This window comes from Propionicimonas sp. (genome assembly GCF_034927565.1).
Lineage (GTDB): Bacteria > Actinomycetota > Actinomycetes > Propionibacteriales > Propionibacteriaceae > Propionicimonas.
Genome location: NZ_JAYFPT010000012.1, coordinates 1 through 12449 on the forward strand (window position 1 = coordinate 1; position 12449 = coordinate 12449).

Annotated in this window: 9 protein-coding genes; 3 read left to right on the forward strand and 6 right to left on the reverse strand. The window is 71.0% G+C overall.

Features of this window, described 5'->3' with window-relative positions; genetic code table 11:
- Positions 1 to 150: 150 nt before the first annotated feature.
- The 5 genes from VB080_RS03485 to VB080_RS03505 form a co-directional block, all read right to left on the reverse strand.
- A complete protein-coding gene (locus VB080_RS03485; RefSeq protein ID WP_323417034.1) occupies positions 151 to 1533 on the reverse strand; it encodes a DUF5719 family protein in 1383 nt (460 codons plus the stop codon).
- Complete coding sequence (locus tag VB080_RS03490; RefSeq protein WP_323417035.1) at positions 1530 to 4505, reverse strand: hypothetical protein; 2976 nt, start codon at positions 4503 to 4505, stop codon at positions 1530 to 1532. Before VB080_RS03490 ends, VB080_RS03485 begins: the two co-directional genes overlap by 4 nt.
- A 62-nt stretch (positions 4506 to 4567) precedes the next feature.
- Positions 4568 to 4828, reverse strand: a complete 261-nt coding sequence (locus VB080_RS03495; protein ID WP_323417036.1) for a WhiB family transcriptional regulator — start codon at positions 4826 to 4828, stop codon at positions 4568 to 4570.
- A 125-nt stretch (positions 4829 to 4953) separates the two neighbouring features.
- Positions 4954 to 5709 carry a hypothetical protein gene (locus tag VB080_RS03500; RefSeq protein WP_323417037.1) on the reverse strand — a complete coding sequence of 252 codons (756 nt, stop codon included), beginning with the start codon at positions 5707 to 5709 and terminating at the stop codon, positions 4954 to 4956.
- 56 nt (positions 5710 to 5765) lie between these two features.
- Entirely contained in the window at positions 5766 to 6842 is a 1077-nt protein-coding gene (locus VB080_RS03505; protein WP_323417038.1) for a mannose-1-phosphate guanylyltransferase, read from the reverse strand.
- 234 nt (positions 6843 to 7076) lie between these two features.
- Here VB080_RS03505 and VB080_RS03510 point away from each other — a divergent pair, with 234 nt between their 5' ends.
- From VB080_RS03510 to VB080_RS03520, 3 genes are all read left to right on the forward strand, one after another.
- Entirely contained in the window at positions 7077 to 7901 is an 825-nt protein-coding gene (locus tag VB080_RS03510) for a TIGR03089 family protein (RefSeq protein ID WP_323417039.1), read from the forward strand.
- Positions 7898 to 8779 carry a serine hydrolase gene (locus VB080_RS03515; protein ID WP_323417040.1) on the forward strand — a complete coding sequence of 294 codons (882 nt, stop codon included), beginning with the start codon at positions 7898 to 7900 and terminating at the stop codon, positions 8777 to 8779. Before VB080_RS03510 ends, VB080_RS03515 begins: the two co-directional genes overlap by 4 nt.
- A 99-nt stretch (positions 8780 to 8878) precedes the next feature.
- On the forward strand, positions 8879 to 10720 hold the full coding sequence (locus VB080_RS03520; protein ID WP_323417041.1) for an ABC-F family ATP-binding cassette domain-containing protein: 1842 nt from the start codon (positions 8879 to 8881) through the stop codon (positions 10718 to 10720).
- A 36-nt stretch (positions 10721 to 10756) separates the two neighbouring features.
- On the opposite strand, the gene VB080_RS03525 is transcribed toward VB080_RS03520, so the two are convergent.
- Positions 10757 to 12250: an LCP family protein gene (locus VB080_RS03525; RefSeq protein ID WP_323417042.1), complete on the reverse strand. Its 1494-nt coding sequence runs from the start codon at positions 12248 to 12250 to the stop codon at positions 10757 to 10759.
- Between the last annotated feature and the right edge of the window lie 199 nt (positions 12251 to 12449).

Sequence of the window (12449 nt, forward strand, 5' to 3'; positions counted from 1 at the left end):
CGCCCGATCGAGCACCGCTCCAACGATCGCCGTGAACTGGCCTCGCTGGTGCAGCGCACGGTGGTCGAGCAGCTGTCGGCGATCACCGGCATCGATGCCGCCGAGCTCGACCCGTCCGGCTTCCGGGACGACCAGGACTAGTCAGCCCGCTCAGCCCGCGTGCGGGTCGAAGCGCACCGTCGGCACCGTCAGAGAGGCCTCCGGCCCGGTCAGCGGGATCACCGCCAGCCCGCGCAGCTGTTGCACGTCGTCCCGCATCAGCAGTGACGCCCGCAGCGGGCTGCCGGCGGGAGCCTGCACCCTGACGACGGCCGTCGCCGCGGCCGGTACCGGTGTCCGGGTGATGCTACCGGCCGGCACCTGCACAGTGACCGGCTGGCCGGCAGTGCCGGTCTGGTCGCTGAACACCACCGTCGCGGTGCTGTCGCCCCCCGAGGGGTTGGCCAGCTGCAGAACAGTGGTTGCCTGCTTCGCCTCGGGCAGCGGCCAGACCCCGTCGGGGCCGAGCGGTTGCTGGGCCGATGTCCAGGCCGGGTCGCGCTGCTTCTTTCCGCCGGGCCCGGTCAGTGCGACGCCGGCGGTCACCGGGAAGTCGGCGGTCAGCCGCAGCCCGGCGGCGTCCCCGCCGAGCACCTCGGTGAGGTCGAAGGCCCGGGTCGTGCCGGCCGGCACCTCCACGCTCTCCAGGCCCGGCAACTGGCCGGGCCCGTCCCCGGTGAGCAGCTCGATCGCCACCGATGTGGTGCGCTCCCCGGGATTGCCGATCACGAGCTGTCGGCTGCCGGCATCGTCGGGGATACCGGAGATCACCACCTCCGGCGAGGGCTTGGCCGCCGGCGGGATCCAGTCCGAGCCAGCTGGGGTGCTGCCGTCCCACAAGCGCTGACGCAGCGTGGCGGCCACCCGTCCCTGCTCGCTGACCACCTGCAGGGTGACCGGATTCGCGGACGTGGCAATCACGCTCAGCGGCAGCGTCCGGGTCGACCCGGCAGCCACCACGATGCCCCGCGAACCGGGCGCGTTGACCCGGCCCTCGTCGCCCCAGACGGCGACATCGACGATCGCATCCACCTTGTCGATGTTGGTGAGCTCGACGGCGGCCTGGGCGGCGTCGTTGAGCCCGACGGCGGTGAACCACTGCTCGGTGACCGGCGAGGCACAGGCGGCGGCGGACAGGCCGCGTTCTGGCCCGTCAGCCGCCCGCACCAGGCTCACTGCCCCAAAACTGGCGCTGCGCAGCCCGGACACGATCTGCGGCTCGGACGGATCCTTGATCACCGCGACCCCCTCGGCGTCGGTGGCATCGGCCGGTTCGGCCAGCGTCGCGGTGCGCAACCCGGCGCCGGTGGCGACCGCAGCCAGCCGGCCGGTGGCGGTGGCGCTGGAGCTGACCGGGCAGACCAGCGACAGCCTGGCATCGTCGACCGCCGGGGTCGTCACCGGCGGCTGCTGGGCAGGGAGCACTGTCAGCGCCGCCGCGACCACCGCGCCGACCACAGCGACGGTGATGCCGGGCACCAGCCAGCGGTTCATCGCTCACCTCCCAGCGCCCGACGAGGTGCCGACTCGGGCTGGTTCGCCCGTTGTTCCTCGACCCGGCGCGGACCGGCGGGTTCCCCCGCGCGCCGCAGCCCCGGTGCGGCCAGCAGGATCAGCAGGGCCAGGCCGGCGAGCTGGGCCCAGGCCCACCAGTCGGGGCCCTGCCGCAGCCCGAACTCCAGCACCCCCGAGGCTCCGGTGGTGTCGAAGCTCTGGCCGAAGCCAGCGGTCGGTACCGGGGCCAGCTCGCGTCCGCCGGCCGTCGCCTGCCAGCGTGAGTCGGCCGGCTCGGCGAGTCGCAACTCCGTCCCGGCGGGCAGTTCCTGGCCGTTGCCGGTGACCACCCGGCCGTCGGCGGTCACCACCACTGCCCGGCCCGAGCCCTCTACCGGCCAGACCGTGTCCCGGTCGCCGGTGCCCACCCCGAGCCCGGGGGTGTTGCTGATCGCCAGCCGGTGGCCGGCATCCCCGCCGGTCAGCCAGATGTAGGAGACCCCGAGGGTCATCAGGTCTGGCAGCAACTGGTCGTCCCCGCTACCCGAGGTCAGCCGGGTGACCACGGAGGCAGCCAGCCTGGTCGCCTCCGGGTCGCCGGAAGCGACCAGCCCACGCTCGACGTCCCCCAGCCGCGGCAGGTCGTCCTGCAGCAGCGACCAGCTGACCTCGGCGTCCCGCAGTTCCAGCGCGAGGGTGCGGCCCGGTGTCGGCGAGGTCTGCTCGTTGCGGACGAAGGGTGGGATCGAGCCGACGCCAGAGCGGTGCAGGCCGGTCTCACCGGCCAGCACCCACCAGCCGCCGGCCAGCACGAGCACCCCGGCGATCACCACGGTCAACGCCAGGGTGCCGACGTGCCGCAGTCCGAGGTTGGCGCCACGTAGGTCGGAGCTGAGATCGTCCAGCCCCCAGGCGGCGGCGAGGATCAGGGCACCCGCTGCCACCACGAACAGTTCCATGCCGGACGGCCGCGCCCACTCCCCCGGCGGCACCTGCACCACCAGGCGAGTGACCAGGACGGCGGCAGCCGAGGCGAACCCCGCCACGGCGAAAGCGGCGGCCGCCCTGCCCCGGCGGCGCAGGGCCCCAACCAGGCCAACCACCCACAATCCGCCGACCACGACCAGCGACAGCCACAGCGGCGGCGTGCCGCCCGCGGTCCGTCCCAGCAGCACCTCCCAGGCAGTCGGTGGGGCCAGGCCGGCCATGACCGGTTCGATGCCGGTGAGCAGCCGTCCCGGATAGGCCAGCAGGGTCTCCCGCCAGGGCCCGACCAGCAACAACAGCGGGGCGGCCACCGCCAGGACGAGTTGCAGCCAGGTACGCACCGGGCGTCCGAGGGTCACCACCACCAGGCCGATCACCAGCAGCACCCAACTCGGCGGGAACACAGCGGTCAGCAGCAGCCCCCAGACGCCCAGGCCCGCGGCCGCCCGCCAGGTGGTCTCCTCCTGCGACAGCCAGAACCGCACCCGGTAGACGTACACCGGCAGCAGGACGGCAAACACCACCAGCCCAGTCGAGCCGACATTCAGCCCGCCAGCCAGGACGGGCGCCAGCGCGTAACCGAAGGCGGCAATCCCGGCCAGGACATGGCTGGCGACCGTCTGGTTGAGCAGCCGGAAGGCTGCCAGCCAGGCCAGTGGGACGCAGCCCATCACCAGGATCGAGACCAGCCACTCCGGCTGCCCGCCGGTGACGAACGAAGCCAGGCCCATCAGCCCCGTCCAGCCCGGGGTGTGGAGTGCCGGCTGTCCGGCGATCGGCGCGACGTACTCCTGCACCAGGGTCAGCCAGCTGGCCGGCGCCGGGAGCAGCCAGGGGCCTTGCAACGAACCGGCGCGGAAGAGCGCACGTCCGGCACCGGCGGCCAGCAGCACGGTGAGCACCAGCCCCACCACCAGGGGCGAGATCCGTGGCTGGTCACGGCGGACGCCGGCGAACTCGTCACCGGTCAGCTCATCAAGGCTGGGCGCATCAGTCGGGCCGGAGAAGCTCGCCAGCCACTCCGAGATCCGTTCGGCGGCACCCTCGAGGCCACGACGCAGTCCCGCGCCCCGAGCTGGCCGCAGCGACCGCGCCCGAGCGCGGGTCTGCGGGGTGGACGACACCTGCCTGGCCGTCAGCGCCACCGACCTGCGCAGCCGGCGGCGGCCGATCCAGCGGCCCAGCCCGGTGATCTCACCGGCCGCGCGGGCGCCGTCCTTGCCGAGCAGGAAGGCCAGCGAGGCCAGCAGGCTCATCACCGCCAGCCGCAGCCGGCCGAGCAGTCGGCGGCCCGGGGTGAGGTGCGCGCCGACCACTGCCAGACCGGCGGCCCGGGCGTCCCCCAGATCGAGCGGCTCGGCATGGACCACCACCTGGGCGGCGGGCTCGACGGCCACCCGATGCCCGGCGAGGGTCGCTCGCCAGCCGAAGTCGATGCCCCGGAAGGCATGCGGCAGGTCGCGGTTGAAACCGCCGAGTTCGCGCCAGACGTCCCCGCGCACCAGCATGCCGGCGGCGTCGACGCCGAGCGCATCGGCGCGTTCCAGCTGGCCCTGGTAGAGCTCGCCGGAGGGCACCAGGCTGCGCAGCCGTCCGTTGCTGGAGATGGTCTGGCCGTACTGGGCGATCACGATGCCCGGGCCGTGGCGGCGGGGCTCCACCAGCAGTGGACCCACCACGTCCAGGTCGGGGTTGCGGTCCAGGGCGACCAACAGGTGCTTCAGCGCACCGGGCGACGGCTCGCAGTCGGCGGTGAGCAGCCAGAGCCAGTCGGCAGCGCTACCGGGATCGGGGTCGTCCACGACGATCTGGTCGGGCACCACATCACCGGCCTCGACCTCCCGGCGACAGCGTTCGACGTTGCCGCCCGGAACCGGCTCAACAACCGCGGTGACCACCACATCGGCCCAGGCCGGACCGTCGTCACCGTCCTGGGCATACAGCCAGGCCCACGGGTCCTCATCAAGTTCGGCGGTGTCGGTCAAGGGGGTCTCTCAGGTCGGGGATCAGCCCTCAGACTAACGGCTCCCCGCAAGCACTGCCCGCTCTAGATGGCGCGCTTCTTCAGGCGGCGGCGCTCCCGCTCGCTCAGACCACCCCAGATGCCGAATCGCTCGTCGTTGCCCAGCGCGTACTCCAGGCATTCGCTGCGTACCTCGCAGGACTGGCAGACCTTCTTGGCCTCTCGGGTGGAACCGCCCTTCTCGGGGAAGAACGCCTCCGGATCGGTCTGGGCGCAGAGCGCACGCTCCTGCCAACCGAGCGCACCCTCATCGTCTTCGTTGACGATCAGAAACAACTCGTGCATCTACCCTCCCCGATCACCGTGCGGCACAGACGAAAACTACTTGAAAGGAATTACACGCCTGTCATTCCCGGGAAGTCAAGCCCGATCAGCTAACATGCCCAACCTGCGCCGCCGGGCCCGGCAGCTCACGGGGTCGTGGGCGGCTGCCAGTCGTTGTTCGATTCTGCCTCGTTCCGGGCAGGCCGCGGCGCCCATTCAAAGCCGTCCACAGCCTGGGCTGACTCCAGCGCCTGCCTGCCCGGAGCGCCGGCTGCCGCCTCGCCCGCCGTCCGCCACACCGCACCGCTCGCCTCGGTGGGCTTCCAGACTGCCGGTTGCTCGTCCTCGCCCGGCGCATCGCCGGCAACGTCGGACGGCTGCTGGTCGGCGGTCTCGCCGGCGTCCTGCGACTCGGCCTCGTCCACGCATGGACGCCGGCTCAACGCCCACAGCGCGATCACTGCCACCACCGCGATCCCGGACTCCACACCCAGGTTGATCCAGTCACCAATGCCCGACCAGATCCGGAGCATCACCGATGATTCCCCGGCCCCCTCCCAGGCGGCCAGCGCGTACGCCGAGACGCCCCAGCCCACTCCCACCGTGAGGGTCGCCAACCAGGCCGCCACCCTGGCGACCAGGCGCGCCCGCGGCAGCACCGGGGCAACCTGGCATCCCGCGACCGCCAGTGCCAGGCCGACGAACAGCGCGCCGCTGATCGACTGCAGTCCGAGCGTCCAGCCCGCAAAGAAGGTGGCGGAGAGGTCCTGATCGATCACCAGGTACGCACCGTCTCCAGCCACGAACACGGCGAACTGGGCCACGTGGAACACCAGAGCCACTGCGGTGAGCCCAACCATCGCCCACGCCAGCGGCTCGCGAATCCGCCCGAGATTCTCCACCATGCCTCCTCGCGCTCACCCTAGCCCGCAGCCGCCAGACCAGTGCCGTTGCCACGTCAGGCGAACTGGGAGCCTGCCCGGGTGATGACAGCGGCGACCAACTCCTTGACCCGTTCGGCCTGGTCAAGCGGGACGACCAGGGTGGCGGTGGCGGTGCGGACCACCACCAGGTCACACACCCCGATCAGCCCGACCAGCCCGGACGGGTCGGCGTTCACCACCACATTGCCGCAAGCGTCCAGCGTGACCACTGTGCCCGAGTGCGCGTTGCCCTCAGCGTCCTGTGGCAACACCTCGGCGAGGCTGGCGTAGCCACCGACGTCCCTCCAGTGCACCGCCAGACCGACTGCCACGACGTGCGCCGAGCCCTGGCCATGTGACACCGGCTCCATGATCCCGTAGTCGACCGAGGTCTTGATCAGGCTCGGGAAGATCTCCTGCAGCCGCTCGGGTTCGGCTGCCAGGGCGGTGACTCCCTCGTAGTTGGTGGGCAGCAGCAGCCGCACCTGTTCCAGGACGGTGGCAGCACGCCAGACGAACATGCCGGAGTTCCACCAGTAGTCGCCGGAGGCCAGGTAGGCCTCGGCCACCTCTCGTGCAGGTTTCTCCGCGAACTCTGTGACCAGGCAGGCATGCGGGTGGCCGGGCAGCGGGCCACCGCGATGAAGGTAGCCGTAGCCGGTGTGCGGTGAGGTCGGGACCACGCCGAGGGTCACCAGCGCGCCCGGATCCGTCTCGGCGACGGCGAATGCCTGTCCCAGGGTGGTGACGAACTGCGCCAGCGGCTCAATCACGTGGTCGGCGGTGACCTGGGCGATCACCGCGTCCGGATCCCGCCGGGCCAGAACCGCGGCTGCCCAGGCGACGGCGTTCAGCGAGTCCCGTCCGACCGGCTCGCCGAGGATGTTGCCCGCGGGCAACTCGGGCAGTTGGGCGACGACCTGGTCGGCGTAGGCGGCTCCGGTCACCACCATCACCTGCTCGGCGGGGACCGACGCGAGCGACCGTTCGAAGGCCAGCCGCAACAGGCTGCGGCCCTCAACCAGGGGCAACAACTGCTTGGGGGTCCCTTGACGCGACAACGGCCACAGCCGGGTGCCGGACCCCCCGGCCATGATGACGACGTAGCGCACGCTGTCGAGGGTAGGGCATCCCCCTGACTCCATGCGGCTCCTGGCAGCCCTTTCTCGGCTGGCCTACCGGCGCGGCCGCTTCGGCAATCCCTGGCAGTCAGCCGACCAGGACACGCAGGTCGGCGCCGACGGCGGGGACAGCGGCGGCGGCCCGCCGGCCAGGAGATGAGTGGCGACCCCCGTGAGCGGGACAGGTACGGACAGGTACGGCGACCCCGGCCGAGGGGGAGGTGTGTGGCGACCCCAACCGGCGGAGACCTGCGCAGCGACCCCTACGATGGGGACGTGCCTGCTGCCGGTTCGATCATCGACGTGCTGGCGGCGCGCGTCCGCCGCGACGGCAGCCGTCCACTGCTCACCTGGTACCGCCCGGACCGGGGCGAGCGGGTCGAGTTCAGCGCCACCTCCTTCGCCAACTGGGTGGACAAGACCGCCAACCTGATCGAGACCCTCGGCGTCGAGGGACGGGTGGCCGGGCCGGTCTCGCTGGCCCATCCCGGCCACTGGATGAGCCTGGTCTGGCCGCTGGCGGCCTGGCAGCGCGGACTGGTCTACCAGGCGGTCGAACCACCCCTGCCGGATGAAGCCGGCCTGGCAGTGATCGGGCCGGAGGACCCGCAGCCGCTGCTGCCCGGCATGACCGTTGCGTGCTCCCTGCACCCCCTCGGTCTGGGGCTGCGCGAGTTGCCCGCCGGTGTGCTGGACTACTCCACCGAGGCGCTGGCCGAACCCGACGCGCACTGGGCCGAGCCGGTGCAGCCCGACGACACCGCCTGGCTGGACGACCGGCGTCAGATCAGCCATGCCGAGTGGCTGGCGCTGCCGCCGGAACCGGGCCGGGTGCTGCTGCGGGTGCAGGTCCGGCCCGGGCTGATGCTGCAGGAGGCGCTGATCCGTCCCGTGCTGGGCGGGGGTTCGGCGGTGGTTGTCGACGGGCCGGTCGACGATGCCGGGCTGGCCCGTATCATCACCACCGAACGCGTGGACCACGAGGCCGGTGAGCCGGACGGGCCGAACGGCCGCAGCTACCCCGGTGTCGGACGAGGAAGGACATCATGACCCGACAGCTCCTGACAACCGCACTCTCACGTCGCCAGTTGCTGGTCCGCGGCTCCGCGCTGGCGGTCGGCGGCGCTGCCCTGCTGGCCGGCTGCAGCGGTCCCTCCGTCCCCACTCCCACTGCCTCCCCGACCGGCTCGATCCGCTCCCAGCTGGACGAGGCGATCAAGGTCATCGCCAATGGCTCGGACAAGCTCGGCGTGGCGATTCACGACCTCCGCAATGGGGCGGTCTACGGCTACCAGCCGGACTACGCCAGCCAGAGCGCGTCCATGGCCAAGCCGATGATCGTGCTGATGGCCGAACGTGCGGCACGCGCCGACGGCACCACGCTCACTGCCGAGCAGGTCGAGCAGGCCACCGCGGCGATCACCCACTCCGAGAACGACCCGGCCGACGCGCTGTACGCCTTCGGCGGCCAGGGGGCGGCCTACACCGAGCTGGCCAGGGAGCTCCAGCTGCCGAACACTCACGCCGACGAGGCTCACCTGGAGTCCTGGAGCTGGACCTGGACCACCCCGTCCGACCAGGCGTTGCTGGTGCAGCGGCTGGCTGAGGGCTCGCCGGCGATCACCGACGCCGAGCGTGGTTTCGTCTGGGACCTGATGGGCCAGGTGATCGACGAGCACGCCTGGGGCGTCGGCGCACCGCGCTCGGCGACGGTGAAGGTGCACCTGAAGAACGGCTGGGTTCAGTTCCAGTCCAGCGATGGGCTGTGGGCGGTGAACTCGATGGGCCAGGTGGACGGCGACGGCCGCAGCTACCGGATCGCGATGATGACCCGCACCGCCGACTTCGACACCGGTCGGGAGACCCTGGACGCGCTCGGCCGGTGGGTGTTCGACATCCTGGGCAGTGGCCCGATCGAGCCGGAGTGATGCCCGACTCGAGCACCAACGCCAGCCACCCCGCGGACGGACGCCACTGATGCCCCGCCAGCAGTCCCGGCGCGTCTCGACACCGGACGGGCGCCGCTGATGCCGCACCTCGACATCAACGGCGTCAGCTACACCCTGCCGGACGGACGTCCGCTGCTCAACGACATCTCCTTCCGGGTGGGAGACGGCGCCCGGGTGGCGCTGATCGGCCCGAACGGGACCGGGAAGACCACGCTGCTGCGGATCATCTCCGGCGAGTTGCCCGCCGAACAGGGCTCGGTCTCTGCCTCGGGCAGGCTGGCCGTGATGAGCCAGTTCATCGGCAAGCTGCGGGACACCCGGACCGTCCGGGACCTGCTGGCGTCCGTGGCGCCGGAGCGGGTCCGGACGGCGGTGCGTGCGCTCGATGCAGCGGAACTGGCGATGATGGAGATCGACGACGAAGCCACGCAGCTGGCCTATGCCCAGGCGCTGGCCGATTTCGGCGACGCCGACGGCTACGAGTACGAGTCGACGGTGTGGGACACCGTGACCACGTCCGCCCTCGGGGTGCCGTTCCGGCGGGCGCAGTACCGGGAAGTGAACACCCTCAGCGGCGGCGAGCAGAAGCGGCTGGTGCTGGAGGCTCTGCTGGCCGGCCCCGAGGAGGTGCTGGCCCTCGACGAGCCGGACAACTACCTCGACGTGCCGGCCAAGCTCTGGCTGGAGCGGCGCCTGGTCGAATCCGGCAAGACGGTGCTGCTGATCAGCCATGACCGGGAGTTGCTGAGCAGCGTCCCGACCGCGATCGTCACCCTGGAGCCCGGTCCGGCCGGCGCCACCGCCTGGACCCACCCCGGCACCTACCGCAGCTGGGGCGAGGCCCGCGAGGCACGCAACGCCCGGCTGGAAGAACTGCGCCGGCGCTGGGACGAGGAGCACGCCAAGCTCAAGGCACTGGTGCTGATGTACAAGCAGAAGGCTGCGTACAACGCCGACCTCGCCTCCCGCTACCAGGCCGCCCAGACCCGGCTGGCGAAGTTCGAACAGGCTGGTCCGCCCGAGCTGGTGGTCACCCAGCACCAGGTGCGGATGCGACTGCGCGGTGGCCAGACTGCCCGTCGCGCCGTGGTGTGCGAGCAACTCGAACTGAGAATCCCCCCAGATCATCCCGGCTCAGCTCCCGGGGATCCGGGACCTCACAACCCGGCTGGCGACCCGCTCGCACCAGCAGACCCCAGCGCGCTGGGCTCTGCCGGTGCGCCCCACCGCGATGCCGTCCACCGTCATCCCAGCCTGCCGACCACGGACGTCCTGATGGCGCCCTTCGACCTCACCGTCTGGTTCGGCGAACGGGTGGCCGTGCTCGGCTCGAACGGCTCCGGCAAGTCGCACTTCCTGCGGTTGCTGGCCGCCGGCGGCTCCCGTCCGGACGCTGAGCACGAGCCGGTCGGTGATGTCGCGGCCGAGCCGGTGGTCCACACCGGGCTCGCCAAGCTGGGCAGCCGAGTCCGTCCGGGCTGGTTCGCCCAGACCCACCAGCACCCGCAGCTGGCCGGACGAACCCTGCTGGAGATCCTGCACCGCGGCGATGCCCACCGTCCCGGGATGGGACGGGAGGAAGCCTCCCGCGCGCTGGACCGCTACGGCCTGGTGTACGCCGCCGAGCAGACCTACGACACCCTGTCGGGTGGCCAGCAGGCGAGACTGCAGATCCTGCTGCTGGAACTCTCCGGCGCCACCCTGCTGCTCCTGGACGAGCCGACCGACAACCTCGACCTGCATTCCGCCGAAGCCCTGGAAGAGGCCATCGCCGGCTTCGAGGGGACGGTGATCGCCGTCACCCACGACCGCTGGTTCGCCCGCTGGTTCGACCGCTTCCTGGTCTTCGGCACCGACGGCCGGGTCACCGAACACGACGAGCCGGTCTGGGACGAGCCCCGGGTCCGCAGCAGCCGGTAGGTAGCCCGGCGGCGACCGGTGCTGCCGTCGCCGCCGCTACGAGCTGACCTTGCAGACCGTCTCCAGGTCGTCGGCCTGAGTCGAGCTGCTGGACTTGCTGGGCTTCGGCTTGGGAGAACTGGACGCGCTGGAACTGCTGCTCGGACTGGCGGACTCCGACGGCGCCGGCGAGGCCTTCTCGGGGTTGTCCTTGGCCTCCGAGGCAGCGATCTTGTCGGCGACGATCTCGCGGATCTTCGGGAAATCGGGCTTCACCGGCTTGATCAGCGGCGGGGTGAAGTTCACCGACGACATCGGCAGCGAGCGTCCCTTCAGTGCCAGATCGAGCGCGGTGCCCAGCTGCTCACTGGGGATGTTGCTGGCGATCACCTTCTCGCTGGCTGCGGCGAGGTCGTTGAACTTGGTCAGCACGGTGCTCGGGTTAAGTTGCTTCACCATCGCGTTGATCACGCACTTCTGCCGGGACATGCGCTCGTAGTCGCTCGAGCCCTCCCGTGACCGGGCGAACCAGAGCGCGTGGAAACCGTCCAGCAGGACGTTCTTGCCGGGCTCGATGTAGCCGTAGACGCCCTTCGGGCCGCTCTTTGAGCCAATCGGAATCCGTTTGTTGATGTCGAGCCGGATGCCGCCGACGGCGTCGATCAGCTTCTCGAAGCCCTTCAGGTCGATCATCGCCCAGTAGTTGATGTCGAGGCCGAGGGTCTCCCCCACCGCGTCGGCGGTGGCCTCGGCGCCGGGGTACTTCACGCCCGGGAAGAGATCCTTGTGGGTGACCGCCAGCGTGTAGATGCCGTTCAGCAGGCAGGCGTCGGACGGGTTCTTGAACTTGCACCAGTAGCCGTCCGGGTAGAGCTTGTGCAGCGGGTTGTCCTTCGGGAAGGGCGCCCACTGCAGGTTGCGCGGCAGGCTGAACAGCACGGTGCGGCCGGTCTCGGCGTCGATGCTGGCCACGATCATGGTGTCCGGACGCATCCCCCAGCGGTCGGCCCCGGCGTCACCGCCCATCAGCAGGATGTTGTACCGGCCGTGCTCGGCTTCGGCCTGGCCGCCACCGACAAAGACATTGGCGATCAGCGACGCCTGCGCCCCGAACATGCCCGACCCCGCCCACGCGACCGTGCCGGTACAGGCAGCCAACAGGAAGGCGAGCACCCCGGAGAGCACCCGGCCGCGCGGTGCCATTCCGCGCGGGTTCGCGATCAGCCAGGCGTCCAGCATCAGCAGCGCCCAGCCGATGCCCAGGACCAGGACCGCCACCTGCAGCACCCGCAATGTGATCGGATTGGCGTACAGGCCGATCAGGAAGTTGCGGTTCACCAGCAGGACGACCAGGGCCACCAGCAGCAGCGCGATCAGGGCCAGCCAGATCCGCAGAGCGATCCTGCCGAGCCGTCTGTTACCGGCCACCAGCTGTGCCGAGCCCGGGATCACCAGCGTCATCAGCACCAGCACGACGCCACGGCGAAGCGCGATCCCCTGGCTGCGCGCCTGCGGCCCGGGCAGGGTGGCAGTGCTCGAAGTTGTCGCCATCAGGTCTGTCTCTCCGGGGAAGGTGGTCGGACGCTCCCCAGTATGACCACCCGCGCCAATCCGGCCCGGGTGACGCGCCGAGACGCAGCCACGCGCCGCCTGTACTGTGACTGAACTTCCGTCCTCGGACACTGACTCACAGCTCCGCTGGCCGGGCACCAGCACCGCCACAAGCTGTGATCGAGGCCCCGACATCGGA